General features: G+C 36.0%; 14 protein-coding genes. 12 read left to right on the top strand and 2 right to left on the bottom strand.

Going from position 1 to position 16,205, the window contains the following annotated elements:
* Positions 1 to 202 precede the first annotated feature (202 nt).
* From TX86_RS08195 to TX86_RS08250, 12 genes are all read left to right on the top strand, one after another.
* Complete coding sequence (locus TX86_RS08195) at positions 203 to 1,414, top strand: iron-containing alcohol dehydrogenase (RefSeq protein ID WP_230203591.1); 1,212 nt, start codon at positions 203 to 205, stop codon at positions 1,412 to 1,414.
* Positions 1,415 to 1,442: 28 nt separating this feature from the next.
* Positions 1,443 to 2,381, top strand: coding sequence for a LipP1 family hormone-sensitive lipase (gene lipP1, locus TX86_RS08200; protein ID WP_230203592.1), 939 nt, complete (start codon positions 1,443 to 1,445; stop codon positions 2,379 to 2,381).
* Positions 2,382 to 2,450: 69 nt separating this feature from the next.
* Positions 2,451 to 4,091, top strand: coding sequence for a flavin-containing monooxygenase (locus TX86_RS08205; RefSeq protein ID WP_042347904.1), 1,641 nt, complete (start codon positions 2,451 to 2,453; stop codon positions 4,089 to 4,091).
* A gap of 25 nt (positions 4,092 to 4,116) precedes the next feature.
* Positions 4,117 to 5,535 carry an NAD-dependent succinate-semialdehyde dehydrogenase gene (locus TX86_RS08210; RefSeq protein ID WP_042347907.1) on the top strand — a complete coding sequence of 473 codons (1,419 nt, stop codon included), beginning with the start codon at positions 4,117 to 4,119 and terminating at the stop codon, positions 5,533 to 5,535.
* A 250-nt stretch (positions 5,536 to 5,785) separates the two neighbouring features.
* Positions 5,786 to 6,751 carry an MFS transporter gene (locus TX86_RS08215; protein ID WP_042347909.1) on the top strand — a complete coding sequence of 322 codons (966 nt, stop codon included), beginning with the start codon at positions 5,786 to 5,788 and terminating at the stop codon, positions 6,749 to 6,751.
* Positions 6,742 to 7,068 carry an MFS transporter gene (locus tag TX86_RS26200; RefSeq protein ID WP_230203652.1) on the top strand — a complete coding sequence of 109 codons (327 nt, stop codon included), beginning with the start codon at positions 6,742 to 6,744 and terminating at the stop codon, positions 7,066 to 7,068. Before TX86_RS08215 ends, TX86_RS26200 begins: the two co-directional genes overlap by 10 nt.
* A 57-nt stretch (positions 7,069 to 7,125) precedes the next feature.
* Positions 7,126 to 7,887 carry an SDR family NAD(P)-dependent oxidoreductase gene (locus tag TX86_RS08225; RefSeq protein WP_042347913.1) on the top strand — a complete coding sequence of 254 codons (762 nt, stop codon included), beginning with the start codon at positions 7,126 to 7,128 and terminating at the stop codon, positions 7,885 to 7,887.
* Between the two features lie 287 nt (positions 7,888 to 8,174).
* Entirely contained in the window at positions 8,175 to 8,366 is a 192-nt protein-coding gene (locus tag TX86_RS08230; RefSeq protein ID WP_042347916.1) for a YfhD family protein, read from the top strand.
* A gap of 243 nt (positions 8,367 to 8,609) precedes the next feature.
* On the top strand, positions 8,610 to 9,713 hold the full coding sequence (locus TX86_RS08235) for a glycosyltransferase (protein ID WP_042347919.1): 1,104 nt from the start codon (positions 8,610 to 8,612) through the stop codon (positions 9,711 to 9,713).
* A gap of 182 nt (positions 9,714 to 9,895) precedes the next feature.
* Complete coding sequence (locus tag TX86_RS08240) at positions 9,896 to 10,474, top strand: TetR/AcrR family transcriptional regulator (RefSeq protein ID WP_042347922.1); 579 nt, start codon at positions 9,896 to 9,898, stop codon at positions 10,472 to 10,474.
* 23 nt (positions 10,475 to 10,497) lie between these two features.
* A complete protein-coding gene (locus TX86_RS08245) occupies positions 10,498 to 11,769 on the top strand; it encodes a hypothetical protein (protein WP_042347924.1) in 1,272 nt (423 codons plus the stop codon).
* Positions 11,766 to 12,440, top strand: coding sequence for a DUF6320 domain-containing protein (locus TX86_RS08250; protein ID WP_042347926.1), 675 nt, complete (start codon positions 11,766 to 11,768; stop codon positions 12,438 to 12,440). The genes TX86_RS08245 and TX86_RS08250 overlap by 4 nt, the downstream gene beginning before the upstream one ends.
* A gap of 140 nt (positions 12,441 to 12,580) precedes the next feature.
* On the opposite strand, the gene TX86_RS08255 is transcribed toward TX86_RS08250, so the two are convergent.
* Positions 12,581 to 13,060: a helical membrane plugin domain-containing protein gene (locus tag TX86_RS08255; RefSeq protein WP_042347929.1), complete on the bottom strand. Its 480-nt coding sequence runs from the start codon at positions 13,058 to 13,060 to the stop codon at positions 12,581 to 12,583.
* Positions 13,061 to 13,064: 4 nt separating this feature from the next.
* Entirely contained in the window at positions 13,065 to 16,001 is a 2,937-nt protein-coding gene (gene fdhF / locus TX86_RS08260) for a formate dehydrogenase subunit alpha (RefSeq protein WP_042347931.1), read from the bottom strand.
* Positions 16,002 to 16,205 lie beyond the last annotated feature (204 nt).

A 16,205-nucleotide genomic window follows, 5' to 3' on the forward strand; every position in this document is an offset into this window, starting at 1 on the left:
TTTCTACAACAATCAACTGGAAGTGGCAGTTAGACTTTTTACGAAGAAATAACCCCCTAATTTTTGGGGATTTATATTATTCAATATAAACACTATCATTAAATTTGTAAACGATTACACAACAATAAAACACTATGTACGATTAAAAATGTTTAATGGCATTACATTATTGAAAGATTATTATGAAAAGCAGGTGATGGAAATGAACAGTTTTTTTTCTGAATTTCATTTGAGAACTTCTATATCCAGTGGAGCTGGATCAAGAAGTCTACTTCCACAAATGATTCAGGGGTTAGGTGGAAAACGGGCTATCCTATTTACAGACAAAGGATTAACCGAAGCGGGTGTTGTCGATCAAGTTATTGACTTGTTTAAGAGTACAAATGAATCTGTAGAGATAGTGGGGATTTTTGACGAGATTGAGCAGGATGCAAAAGCAGAAAATGTTACTAAGGCTGTCCATTTTTTTAAAGAGCAGAAGGCAGATTCACTGATTGCTCTTGGCGGTGGAAGTGTTTTAGATGCTGTAAAGGGCATTAAGTGGATGCTAAACAAAGGATATAGTGATACGGAAGGAGTCCTGCACACCAGTATCCGAGAATTCCTACCAGAGGCGCAACCTACAGGTATCCCTCATGTAGCGATTCCAACTACAGCAGGAACAGGTGCAGAAGTATCACCAATGGCTGTCATTTTTAACGAAAAGCAAACATTGAAAGTTGTATTAAGGACTCCATTCCTCAGTGCTGATATGGCCATTTTAGATCCCGAGTTAACAGTAGGATTACCACCTAGAATAACAGCCTTTACAGGAATGGATGCGTTGACACATGCGGTGGAAGGTTTCTTTTCAACAACAGCAACGCCATTTACGGATGCTTACGCTCTGTATGCCGCTCAATTAATTGCAGAGAACCTACCTATCGCAGTCAACAAAGGAACTGATTTAGAAGCAAGAGGTAATATGTTAATGGCAAGTGCAATGGCAATCACAGCCTTCGGTTTCGGCAACAATGGAGTTCCCGTGCATAATATGGCACATGTATTCGGGGCCAAGTTTAGAATTCCGCATGGTCTAGCCAATGCAGTACTTCTACCAAATGTCATGGCTGCATTGCCGACCTTCTATTTTCCAAAAATCAAGCAATTTGCTAAAGCATTAGGTATTGATACGTCATATTCTCATCCAGAGGAATGCTTAGCCGATGTAATTAACTTTATTCGAAGTCTACGCCATGAAATTATGTTACCTGCTTCTTTTGCTGAATTTCATCTTGATGCCAATGCACTACAATCTATCGTGGCTGATGTCCAAAGTGATCCTGCCTCCGGAAAATTCCTTATCCCGGCGGACATTATTACTCAAGTGACAGAGGAAGTTACCGGACTTACTCTAAGCAACGTAAAAAAATAGCTTAATAGAAGGAGGAAACAATCCAATTATGTTAGATCCTCAAGCTAAATCCTTACTGAATATGTTGAAAGATAGAGAACCGACCTCAGCTATGACGCCTGAAGAAAATCGTGCCAGATCTGCAGAGCTTCGAAAACTGGCAGGTCCACCAGAATCGGTAGCCAATATAGAAGAATTTATGATTCCAGTAAAAAATGGAGAAATTAAAGCAAGAATATATACCCCGGAAGGACAAGGATTATTGCCAATTTTTATCTATCTTCATGGTGGCGGTTGGGTTATGGGAGATCTTGATACAGTAGATTCACCATGCCGCAACATAGCAAATCTAGCGAAATGTATCGTGGTATCAGTAGATTATCGCTTAGCTCCCGAAAATAAGTTTCCAATCCCTCTTGAAGATTGTTATGAAGCAGCAACATGGGTTGCCGATTACGCAAGAGAATGGAATGGAGATCCAACAAGAATCGCTATCGGTGGGGATAGTGCCGGCGGAAATCTCGCTGCAGCCGTCACCATGAAAGCAAGAAATCAGGGAGGGCCCACTTTTGTTTCACAAGTTTTGATTTATCCCGTAATGGATTTTTCTTTTAATACACCATCGTACAAAGAGAATGGAGAAGGATACTTTCTAACATATGCTAACATGGTGTACTTTACTGAACATTATCTTACTAAGATTGAAGACAAACTACATACCTATGCAGCACCTTTGCTAGCTGAAAGTCTTAGTAAACTTCCACCTGCATTAGTCATTACGGCAGAATATGATCCGCTTCGCGACGAAGGTTTAGCCTATTCCAACAGATTACAATCAGCAGGAGTTGAAGTAGAATCCACTTGTTATGAAGGCATGATTCATGGCTTCTTCTGGATGGCAGGAATTATGGATAAAGGTAAACTAGCAATTGAACAAGTGGCTCGCTATTTACATACATCCTTCCATAAACAATTATCAATAAATTAAGGCAATCGTTAATTTTATTGATAAATAATTTCATAGACAACTATTAATTTTTATTAAGGGGAGAGAACAATGGTCCAAACAAATCAAAGCCTAAAATTAGATGCAGTTGTTGTCGGAGCAGGATTTTCTGGATTATATATGCTATATCGCTTAAGGGAGGCTGGTTTTTCCACACGTGTCTTTGAAGCGGCTACTGATGTCGGTGGCGTTTGGTATGCGAATCGATACCCTGGTGCAAAATGCGACTCAGAAAGTATCATCTATAATTATACTTTTTCTAATGAACTACTTCAGGAATGGACATGGACTTCTAGGTTTCCAGAACAGGCAGAAATATTAAACTACCTTAATTTTGTAACAGATCGACTTGACTTGCGTCGAGATATCCAATTTAACACACGTATTTCAGCCGCTCATTATGACGAAGAAAATAAAAATTGGAAGATTGAAGCGGACGATGGAACTGCTTATATTGCCAAGTATTTCATTACCGGAGTAGGTTGCCTATCTGCCTCTAATATACCTAACTTTAAGGGTTTAACTAGTTTCAAAGGAGAAGCATATCATACTGGGCATTGGCCTCATGAAAAGGTTGACTTCAGTGGAAAGCGTGTCGGTTTGATTGGTACGGGTTCAAGCGGTATACAAGCTATCCCTGTTATTGCAGAAGAAGCGGGTCATCTTACTGTCTTTCAGCGGACTCCAGCATACAGTACTCCTGCAAGAAACTATCGATATGACCCTGAGTTTATACGTCAAACTAAAGCAAACTATGAAGAAATTAGACAACAAATACGTTGGTCCAAAATGGGCTATCTTCATAAAGTCATAAATAATCGATCAGCCTTAGAGGATACACCTGAAGAACGTCAGCAAGAATATGAAAAGGTCTGGGAAAAAGGTGGGCTAGGTTTTAGCCAAACATACAATGATCTGTTAGTTAATGGTGAATCGAATGAAACAGCTAGTGAATTTATCCGCTCTAAGATAGATGAAATTATCAAAGATTCAAATATAGCCAAAAAGTTAAAACCAAGTTACTACTATTCAGCAAAACGACCAGTACTAGACACAAATTATTATGAAACGTTTAATCGTAATAACGTGACATTAGTGGATGTAAAGGCTGCTCCGATTGTGGAAATTACCCCTAAAGGTCTGAAAACCTCTGAAGCGGAACATGAACTTGATGTAATTGTTTTTGCTACTGGTTATGATGCTATGACAGGACCGTTGTTTAAAATAGATATCCGCGGTAAAGAAGGAGTTTCATTAAAAGATAAATGGGCTGATGGAACTCAAACGAGAACGTACCTCGGTATCGCTAATGCCGGCTTCCCAAATATGTTTATGATTACTGGTCCCGAAAGCCCTTCAGTACTGTCCAATGTACCTGTGTCAATAGAACAGCATGTGGAATGGATTGGTGATTGTATTGAATATCTTCGTAACAATGAAATTGAAACGATAGAGGCAAACTTAGATGCAGAAGAAGCTTGGAGTAAACATTGCAGAGAGTTGGCTGAATCAACTCTTCTTACAAAGGTTGACTCTTGGTACACTGGTGCAAATATTAAAGATAAACCACGTGGATTCCTAATCTATGTTGGTGGTGTGGGTCAATACCGTAAAATCTGTGATGATGTAGCAGCTAAAGGTTATGAAGGATTTTCTTTAATATTTACGAACAAAAAAATAACGACTGCCTAATAAACTTTCAGAGGATGTGTTGTGGATGTATATTAATGGAGAATGGATACGGACTAAACAAGAATTCGAAGTGAATAATCCTGCTACAGGTGAAAAGGTGGATACTGTTTATTTTGTGGGTGAAGAACAGACTAACTGGGCTATTGAGGCTGCAAAGGAGGCTTTCCCTCAATGGGCTTCTTTCACAGCAGAACAACGAAGCTTCTATTTATGGAGAATAGTTGAAAAGCTAAAAGAAAAGAAGGAAGAATTAGCTCAAATCATTACAAAAGAAATGGGGAAAACAATTCACCATGCCCGTCAAGAGGTAGGGTCGGCCATCTCCTTCTTTCAATGGTATGCCGAAGAGGCACGTAGAGTTTATGGAGATGTTATTCCTCCTTCTGCAGCTAACAAACGAATCCAAGCTATACGACAGCCTGTAGGTGTTATAGGAGCAATTACTCCTTGGAATTTTCCGTTGTCCATGGCAGCTAGAAAGTTGGGACCAGCTTTAGCTACTGGCTGTACTGTAATTCTAAAGCCTTCTAAAGAAGCCCCGCTATCTTCGGTTGCGTTATTTAAAATCTTTGATGAAATAGGTTTGCCTAAAGGAGTCGCTAATCTCGTCATCGGAAGTTCTGGTCCCATAGCCAATGCGCTTATGAACAGTAAAGTTGTGAAAAAAATTTCCTTTACCGGTTCTACAGAGGTGGGGAAAATTCTTATTTCACAATCTGCACAAACAGTTAAACGTGTCTCGATGGAATTAGGTGGACATGCTCCTTTTATCGTTTTTGATGATGCGGATATTAACTTAGCTGTTGAAGGCTTGGTAAAAAGTAAAATTGGCTCCAATGGACAACAATGTGTATGCCCAAATCGGATTTATGTTCAGGAAGGCATATACGAGGAATTTGCCGAAAAGTTGAAAGAAAAGGTTCAAAGCATCAAAGTAGGCAATGGATTAGATGAACAAAATGAAATGGGACCATTAACAAATGAAGAAGCTATCGAAAAAGTCCAAGAGCATGTTAAGAATGCTGTACATCTAGGAGCATGTATCCTTAATGGAGGGAAAAGGTTGTCAGATGGCACATACTCCAATGGGTATTTTTATGAACCAACTATATTGTCTAATGTAACAGATGAAATGCTAATTACAAAAGAAGAAACATTTGGACCTGTCATTCCACTTTTAAAATTCCAAAGTGAAGAAGAAGTGATTACAAGAGCAAATGACATTGAATTTGGACTTGCATCGTATTTCTTTACGAATGACCTTTCTCGTAAGTACCGGGTTTCTGAACAACTGGATTACGGAATGGTAGGAGTAAATGATGCGATTCCTTTTGGAGTTCAAGTGCCATTCGGTGGTGTTAAAGAGAGCGGAATGGGACGTGAAGGTGGAAAGTATGGCTTGGACGACTATTTAGATATAAAAATGATTTCTGTGCAGATTTAAATATCATTTCGTATTAACTCCTGATTAGAAGTGGAAAAAATAATTTGTAGTTACTCTTTATAGTGGTATTAACTTTTTTGCTGGCAAAGCATTTGTAAATATACATTACAAATGCTTGCCTTTTTCTTAAAAATCAAATGAAAACAAAAATATATATTTAGAATTAGTCTCCACTTAAATTTCATCAAATTTAGAAACAAAATCAACCAATTATGTAACGATGTTATTCATCGATTAGGGGGAAATGATAATGCGATGGTTTATTCTAGTTATCTTGTTTTTAGGATTTTTACTTAACTTTGCTGACAAGAGTGTTGTTGGTCTTGGTGCTGGTCCAATAATGGAAGAATTGAATTTATCCTATTCACAGTGGGGAATTATCGGGAGTAGTTTTTTCTGGATTTTCCCCGTAGCAGCAATCTTTGTAGGGACTCTTACGGATAAATTCAGTCCTAAGAAAATGATCAGTGTTATGCTTTTGGCATGGTCAATCCTTCAAATTATTGGGGGGTATGTGATTTCTGGATTTACTTTGCTTCTTTTTTACCGTATTTTGCTCGGTATTTTTGAAGGAGGATTTGCACCAGCATCACTTAGACTATTGTATTCTTATTTCCCTCTCCATATGCGAGCTCGAGTGACGACTATATTCACTGCTGGTTCAACAGTAGGAGCTTATGCAGTTGCCCCTTTTGTTGTATACCTAATCCACTTGTTAGGCTGGAGACATACGTTTGCTATTATGGGACTCTTCAGTTTAATACTGTTAGTTTTATGGGGGATTTTCGTTCCTAAGAAAAACCCGGAGCCACAAGACATCCAAAAACAAGAATCCGTTACTACTCCAAAACCAAAACTTACTTGGGCAGAGATCTATCCCGTGTTAATGTCAAAGACTTGTATCTTCACCTTATTCTCTACTTTTGGTTTCCTCTTCCTCTCCGCATGGATGCAAGTATGGATGCCCGTTTACTTCGTACAGGTAGTCAAAATTTCTGACATGCAAATGGCTAATTCTATATTGATTATTGGGGGATCTTCAGTTGTTATCTCATTTATAATGGCAACCATTTCAGACCGTATATTTAAGAAAACACAGAATCATCGCATAGCACGAGTAGGCGTAACAGGAGTTGGAATGGCGGTTGGTTCATTATTTTTGGCTCTCTTAGCGTCATTCACTCACAAGTCTGGTCAATCATCGCGATTACTTTAGCATATGGGCTATCATTTCTAGTTCTTTCAAACTCTCATATTATTTTAAGCCATCAACTTCCTGAACGGATGTCGACACTTTCTGGGGTAATTGTTGCCTTTCAGAATGTAGCAGCAATGATTAGTCCGATTGCGACAGGAATTATTATTCAAAATGAAGGTAAAGAAAATGTGCTTCAAGGATTTAATTATTCATTTTTGATGATTTCAGGCATTATTATGATAGTTGCGGTGCTATTTATACTCTTTGTTCATCCAGATAAGAAGAAGGAGAAACTTGATATATCAAATTTAGAAAAAGCACCAAATAGCATCTAAAGAAATACAGAATCGATATTTGAGAAAATAAATAACTTTGGAATAGGAGGAACAAAGGTGGATTTTACAGGGAAAGTTGTATTAATCACAGGCGCTACAGGAGGAATTGGAAAGGAGACTGCTCGTTTATTTGCCAACAAAGGAGCGAAGCTTGCGTTAGTTGATTTAGATTACCAAGCATTAACGTCACTTGCTAAAGAACTAGATTTAGAGGATTATCTACTTTACAGTGCCGATGTGACAAGCGAAGATCAAGTAAAGAGTTTTGTACAGCAAACTAAGGCAAAGTACGGTAGAATTGACGTTTTCTTTAATAATGCAGGAATAGAAGGGAAGGTTGCTTCAATTATAGAGACTACTTCCGAGGACTTAGAAAAAGTCCTTAATGTCAATATAAAAGGTGTCTTTTATGGTCTAAAGCATGTTATGGCTATTATGATGGAACAAAAATCGGGCAGTATCATCAATTCAGCATCCATTACGGGGTTAAGAGGCTCAATCGGCTTAGCTCCTTATTCCGCTTCTAAACATGCGGTGCTAGGATTGACCAAAACAGCGGCCTTAGAAACAGCTAATATGGGTATTCGCGTAAATGCAATCTGTCCCGGCTATGTTGATACACAAATGATGAAGAAAATCGAGGAGGGAAAAGCACCAAATCAAGGCAGGATAGCAAGAGAAAAGGCTATGGAAAGCGTGCCGATGGGCCGCTATGCTCTACCAAAAGAAGTTGCAAATCTTGTTTTGTTTTTAGCTTCTAATAATGCATCATTCATTACAGGGAGTCACTATGGGATTGATGGTGGAATTTTGGCATAAGATCACCTGAAACAGAAATTAAATGATAATGAATGGGGATATTTCGATTCATTCTCTTTATTTGAATTCAATAAAAAAAGAACATAATGAGAATTTGATGTAAGGTAAATCTAAATATTTCACAAAAAGTGCGCCATCCTTTTTGGATAGCGTTCTTTTTGTGTTACCCGTGGTAAATTGTAAATTTGTAAAGAACATATATGTCCCTTAAACAAAAAAATGAATGAACATAATCAAAATTACACATTCTATATGAGTACTATATTTCAATTGGAGGTTTTTTTAAGATGTCACAAAACATAAATAACGAGAATAATGATCAAATTACGAATACAGCTGGAGCTTTTCAATCTGGTGCTACTCAATCAGACGGTCGAGATGTTGAATTCTCACAAGAAGTAGCTGATCATGATGATCTAGTTGCTCAAGAACGTTCAAAGGCAGCAGATCAAAGAGCAAAAGCAAGAAGAAAAGAATAAAAATCAGGAGTATTTCTTTTAGTAAAGCACAGTATGCTTAACAATCAGCGTACTGTGCTTTAATATTTAATTTACATATTTATGTAAGATAATCCTCTTCATCCTGGTAGTACCGTCCACCTTCTATTCCAAAAATAATGTTAAAAATCACCCGCTGTGCCTATGTTAGTTGGATAAAAATAACGACGTGCACATTTATCATTTTGTGCATATCATGAAATGATGAGAAGGTGGTGAATGTAGATGATTACCATAAGTTTATGTATGATTGTGAAAAATGAAGAAAAGACACTGGAGAAGTGTTTACAATCTATAAAAGGTATACCCGATGAAATCATTTTGATTGATACGGGTTCAACCGATAGAACAGTTGAAATTGCAAAACAGTGGACGGACCATGTATATTCTTTTCCGTGGATCGATGATTTTTCCGCCGCTCGAAATGAATCATTTCGCTATGCTACGCAAGAATATATTTTATGGTTAGATGCAGACGATATATTACAACCAGATGAAGCGAATAAATTGATGAGTTTAAAAAAGGATTTATCCTCATCTATGGATGCAGTTTCTATGATGTACCATGTCTTATTTGATTCAAACCATCAGGTCATTTCTAGTGTAAGACGAATTAGGCTTGTGAAACGTGATAAATGTTTCAAGTGGGAAGGAATCGTTCATGAGGACTTAAAGTGTTCATCGTCTTTTTCACATCAAACGAGTGACATTATAGTAACACATACAAAGCAAAATCCTACCAATTCTACCCGGAACATTGAAATTTATAAACGTGCTATGAAGAAAGGGCGCCTTTTAACTACACAAGATCGTTTTAATTACGCCAGAGAACTTACAGTTCATAAAAAATATAGAGAGGCAATTGACATGTATCAATTATGTCTCAAAAATACTAAAGAACTTTCACTAGAAAATCAAATCTTTATTTATCATCAACTAGCTACATGCTACGCTATGTCGAATCGTCCTGAGAAAGAACAGGAAATCACATTACAATCGTTTTTAATCGATATCCCTCAGCCAGTGTTTTGTTGTAGAATGGGGGAATCTTTTATTAAAAATCAACAATATGAACAAGCTATTTTCTGGTATAAATTAGCGCTTACAGTTGAGCTGCCAAAGCGTTATGAATGGTCTGTTTCTCAACAAATTTTTCAAACTTGGCTACCACATAAACAATTAGCGATGTGCTACTATTTTTTAGGAGAGTATGAACAATCTTATAAACATAATCAAGAAGTATTACGGTACAAACCAGAGGATCAAGATGTACACACCAATTTGAAAGTATTAGAAAATCTAATTCAGCAAAACAAAAAGAATATATAATATCTATAAATAAGAGAAAACCCCAAGGAAAAATGTTGAATACATTTAACTCGGGGTTTTCTGTTGTTGCAAAGAAAGAAATAGGAAGGTTGTATTTATTTATAATATTGAATTTTTAAAAAATTCATGCTATCTTATGACTGGAAAAGTTTTTTAAGTCATATAGTCTAAAGGAGAAGGAAATGGCAAAAAGTTTTACTGATGATGAAAAAATCAATATTAGAGAGAATCTTTTGAAGGCTTGTGAATTAAGTTGGTCTAAATATGGATATAAAAAAACGAATATCAGTGATTTATGTACAAGTGCTGGGATTTCCAAAGGAGCATTTTATATGTTTTTCCAGTCTAAAGAAGAGTTGTTCTGTGATACCTTACTAATGGTTCAAAATAAGCTTTATCAACTAATAGAAGATACATTAGAAAAGAGCCCAACCAAAGACGGAGTTGCTCAAGCTTTAAAATTGATTTATAGAGAATACGACAAAAGTATATTTTTATATGATAGCAACAATGTAGATTTTATAGCTTTTACAAATAAATTATCGAAAGAACAAATGAATCAATTAAAATCGAACAGTCTTAAAGGTGCAAGTATTTCAATTTTTAGACCTTATTTACAACTAAAAATCGAAGAAGATAAAGCCAAAGCTATTATTGGAACACTTTTATCAACGATTTCAAACAAAGAAAATGTTCATTATGGTCATTTTCAAGTGTTTGACTTTTTAGTAGATCAGGTTATAGGCGAGATTTTCGAATAATAGAGCGAGCTTGAGGTGTGAATATGAAAAAATGGTATAAGCTCGATAATGCTGCAAAACTATTTCCTTCCGTAACTAATTTTAAATATTCGGCTGTCTTTCGTATTTCAGTACTGTTAAAAGATAAAGTGGATGAAGTAATTTTACAACAATCAATAAATAGCATTTATGAAAGATTTCCAATGTTTACTGTAAGTTTAAGAAGAGGAGTCTTTTGGAACTATTTTGATTCTTGTGATGAAATAATTGAAGTTGAAGAAGAACAAGATTATCCATGTAAGGCTATAAACTTTCAATCAGGTAAAGAGAGCCTGTTTAAAGTACTTTATTATGAAAATCGTATTTCTATAGAGGTTTTTCATTCGATTACTGATGGTAGTGGTGCTATAGAGTTTCTAAAATCACTTTTATATTATTATTTAAAACATCACGAACATTCACTTGAGCATGAAGAAAAAATCATTTTAGGCGATACTGTTGTTGGTAAGTACGAATTAGAGGATAGTTTTCTAAAATATCACAAAGATTGTTATGTTGAGTCATTACATAGTGATAAGTCGTATCAAATTAAGGGCACCCCATTTGAACAATATGGAAATAATGTAATACATGGAATAGTTAGTGCTTCAAAATTAAATAAAATAGCAAAAAATCATGGTGCAACGATTACTTCTTATTTAACTGCAATATTGATCTATTCTATTTATCATTCAAGGGTTAAACATGAAAAGAAAAATGAAGCTATTGTCGTTTCAGTACCGGTCAATTTACGTCAAAGATTTCCTTCGAGAACATTACGTAATTTTTTCGGGGTAGTAAACTTAGGCGCAAAAATAGATGAAAAGACTGATATTTCAAGACTTTCACTCCAACTAACAGAAATGCTTAAATATAAAACAAGTAAAGAAAACTTACAAAATATTATTTATAACAATGTTAATATGGAACAGAAAAAAGCTGCACCATTTATACCATTAATAATTAAAAAATGGTTCGTACAACTAGGATTTACTAAATTAGGCGAGAATAAAAGAACGATGACCTTATCAAATTTAGGAAATATAAATCTACCAACGAAGATGTATGAATATATTGAACATATAGAAGCTGTTGTTTATCCATCAGCAAAAAGCCCTATTAGTTGTGGAATTTGCTCAGTAAATGATAAGCTCACAATTACCTTTGCAAGAAACATCATTGAAACAGATATATTACAACACTTTTTTACATTTCTAGCTGAAGACACAAATCTTGATGTATGCGTATATTCTAATGAATGGGGTATAGTACAATGATTAAATGTACGTATTGCAATATATTTATCGATAGTCAGCATAGTATATGCCCATTATGTACTAAATCATTAAATAATGATGGGGTTAGTATTTCCAAATATCCATCCTATTTAAAACTTTATCAGAATAATCAAGTTTTTACTTTTAAAAAACTATATACATTTTTAACGTTAACCTCAATCATTTTATCTTTTACGATTAATTTACTTACTTTACATATTAACTCGCAATTTTGGTCAGTTATCGTTATAGCAGGTTTACTTTACGCTTTTTTTTCAATGAAATACACTTTAGTTTCACAATCGCATATTGGGAAGAAAATTCTATTTCAATATCTTTCATTATCTGCTTTCTTATTCATAATAGATGTAACTATTGGTTTTGATAAATGGTCTATAAATTATGTTATTCCGTTATTAGGTATTGGAGCAACCATTCTTATAACAACATTTGCTTTAGTAAAAAAATCCCTTTGGCATTATGATATTGGATATATTATAGCCATGCTATTTATTAATATATGTCCCTTTCTTTTTTTTATTTTTAAACTATCTACTATAAGTTGGCCAAGTATTATTTGTATCGTATATTCCTTTATTACTGTTATTGGTATGATCATCTTTTTTGATAGACAATTCACTTTTGAAATTAAGAAACGATTTCATTTGTAAAAGAACACTTGTTAAATATTAAAAATCCCTTGTCATATGTAAAACTAGACAAGGGATTTTTGTTTTATTGATATGATTTTTCTTTTGCTAAGAGGGAAAGAAGAGTTTAACATATTCTCTTTTGCTAGGGTATAAGCAACTTACTCTTTTAAGCCTTTCCCAAACCCTTTTAAGAAATGAATACCAAAATTAACAGCACAATTAACATCTGGATCATTTAACATCTTTACTAGCTTAAAGGCACTCACTTTTTCATCAGATTCTAGCGTTTTGTTGGCTTGATCTACGCCGGAGTTTAAACTTTCAATTAGCTTCGTTGTTGTTTCTGGATTAAGCTCAGACAAAGCTCCAGCAACACCCATTAAATTATTAATAATATTCGTAACAGGCTTACGAGTTAACTGTCCTAATGCAATATGGGCGACCTCTTCTTTTGCTTCAAGTAGTTTAGTAGCTGCTTCTAGTGCACCAATATCGTTTAATTCTGCCATAATCGTAAACACTTGATTAACAGCCTCTTCATTTTCCGAAAGTAGTTGTTTTAGATTATCTAATTTTTGTTCCTTTAATTGTTCTTCCGTTACAGATTGTTTTTTTATGCTTGTTATAGGTACAGCCATGCTCTCACTCTCTTTCGTTAATTGTCGTTAAGGGAACGTAGCCAGGACGATTCCATTTACGTTGTACCTCAACACCGTTTTGAGGATGACGCTGTTTATAGCGTGGATTTGTTCGAGGAAGTGGTGTTTTTCCTTTTGATTTTAAAACTTCTACTCGAACTTTCGTTTGTTTATAGGCCGGTGTTGATGTATTCACATCTGCGGCAGGTCCTGTTAAAAAGTTGATGGCTGAATCTTTGCTCACAGAGTTCATTGGTAAGAATAATTCATTTCCTTGCACACGATCTGTTACGAGGGCATTTAACTTTAATGCACCATATGGAGACACTAAACGCAATAAGGCTCCATCTTCAATGGCTCGTTCTTTCGCTAATTCTGGTGATACTTCAACGAAAATATCGGGTACTTTCGATTGAATACCTTTTGATTTATTTGTTAGGTTTCCTTCATGGAAGTGCTCTAGCATTCTTCCATTATTAATATGACAATCGTACTGTGCCTCAAATTCAACAGGCTTCATCCAATCATTTAATGCAAAACGGGCTTTTTTGTCTGGAAAGTTAAAACCATCTTCATAAAGTAAAGGAGTATCTTTACCATCAAGACTACCCCAACAAAAGCTACCCCAGCCTTCTAATACATCATAATTAGCTTGTGAGAAAATTGGAGAAAGGCTAGCCATTTCATCGAATATTTCACTAGGATGGCTATAATTCCAATTTGCTCCTAAACGACGAGCAACCGATTGTAGGATTTCCCAATCTGCTTTCGACTCATCAAGAGTTGGTAAGACCTGATACAGGCGCTGAACGCGTCGTTCGGTATTAGTGAATGTACCTTCTTTTTCAAGAGATGGTGCTGCTGGTAAAATAACATCTGCATATTGAGCTGTGCGCGATAGGAAACAATCTTGAACAACAAAAAAGTCTAATTGTGAAAGAACTTCATCTACATGGTTGGCATTACAGTCAACTAGAGCCATGTCTTCTCCCACTAAATACATCGCTTTCATCTTACCTTCCATAATAGCATCTAACATTTGCATGTTATTACGACCGGGTTCGGGTTGAATTTTTACACCGTATGCTTTTTCAAACTTTACACGTACCTCATCATCTGTCACTTTTTGATAGCCAGGTAAAAGGTTAGGGAGAGTACCCATATCACATGCACCTTGAACGTTGTTATGACCTCGAAGTGGATAGGCACCAGCGCCTGAACGACGATAGTTACCAGTCGCTAAAAGAAGATTAGAAATGGCAGCTGATGTATAAGAACCACCTGTGTTTTGTGTAACGCCCATACCCCAAAGAATACAAGTACCGTCTGCATCACGAATCATTTCAGCAACTTGAATTAATCTTTCTTTAGAAATACCTGTCATTTCTTCCGCATAATCTAGTGTGTATTGTTTAAGCAATCGTTTAAATTCATCATAGAAAAGAACATTTTCTTTAATAAAGGCTTCATCATGCCAACCTTTGTCAATCATATATTTCGTGACAGCCATTAACCAAACCTGGTCAGTTCCTTGCTTTGGACGCATAAAGATATCTGAACGCTCAGCCATTTCATGTTTACGAATATCGGCAACAATTAATTTTTGACCATGTAATTTATGCGCACGTTTAACACGAGTCGCCAAAACAGGATGCCCTTCAGCGGGGTTAGCACCAATTATGATGACAAGACCAGCCTTTGCAATATCTTTAATTGTTCCCGCATCACCACCCATACCCACTGTACGTAAAAGGCCGTCTGTAGCTGGTGATTGGCAATAACGTGAACAATTATCTACATCATTTGTTTCAAACAATTGACGGGCCATTTTTTGAATTAAGTAATTTTCTTCATTCGTAATTTTAGAAGAAGAGATAAAACCAACAGAACCAGAACCATACTGTTGTTGAATACCACCAAGCTTTGTCGTAATTAAATCTAGTGCTTCATCCCATGATGATTCAACAAATTCATTATTTTTGCGAATTAAGGGCTTTGTAATACGTTCCTCAGAGTTAATGAAGTCCCAGCCAAATTTCCCTTTTACACAAGTAGAAATAGCATTTACTGGACCGTCGAAAGGTTGTACTTTTAATATTTTTCTATCTTTTGTCCACACTTCAAAAGAGCAACCTACACCACAGAAAGTACAAACCGTTTTTGTTTTTCGAGTACGTTTACTACGCATTGCTGCTTCAATTTCCGAAACAGCGAAGATCCCGCTATATCCCGGTTCAACTTCTTTAATCAAGCTAATCATTGGATTTAACGTATCTTGTTTAAGTCCAGTCATAAACCCAGCCTCTCCAAGCATGGATTTTTCCATTAATGCATTACAAGGACAGATGGTTACGCATTGACCACAACTAACACAGGAAGAGTCATTAATCGCAACACCCTTATCCCAAATAACTCTTGGTCTTTCAGCTTCCCAATCTATAGATATTGTTTCATTAACCTGTAAACTTTGACAAACCTCCACACATTGGCCACACGCTATACACTGGTTAGGATCATAGCGATAAAATGGATGTGACATGTCCACTTCATGGGGTTCTACTTTTGGTTTGTATGGATATTTTTGATGTTCGATTTCCATCAGCTCAGCTGTATTGTGTAATTTACAATTCCCATTATTATTATCACAAACTGTACAGTATAATAAGTGATTTTCGAGTAGACGATCCATCGCCTCTGTTTGCGCCGCTTTTGCTTTCTCAGAAGTAAGTAAAACATCCATGCCATCTATTGCTTTTGTTGAACAAGAACGAATTAGTTTACCATCTACCTCAACGATACATGTATCACACGTTTCAATAGGATCAACAGCGGGAACATGACAAATTTGCGGATGGGCAATGTCATTTTGATTAATAACTTCAAGGATTGTAGCCCCTTCTTTTACTTCATACGGTACACCATTAATTTTAATTTGAGTCAAGGCGACTTCCTCCTTTTGAACTGTGAGACTAATCGGACAATATATTACGGCTTAAGACTAGAAGGAAAAACTATATTAACGTAATTCCAAAATGAAATTGCTAGATCGTAATAAGAAGTCCAGGCCTCAGTTTCCAAGAAAATTAAAAAATCCACCATGAAATGGCACGTCCTAGACATGCTAATGATTCATGGTGGATAAAAT

This window comes from Bacillus massiliigorillae, from assembly GCF_000380245.2.
GTDB lineage: Bacteria > Bacillota > Bacilli > Bacillales > DSM-1321 > Bacillus_AD > Bacillus_AD massiliigorillae.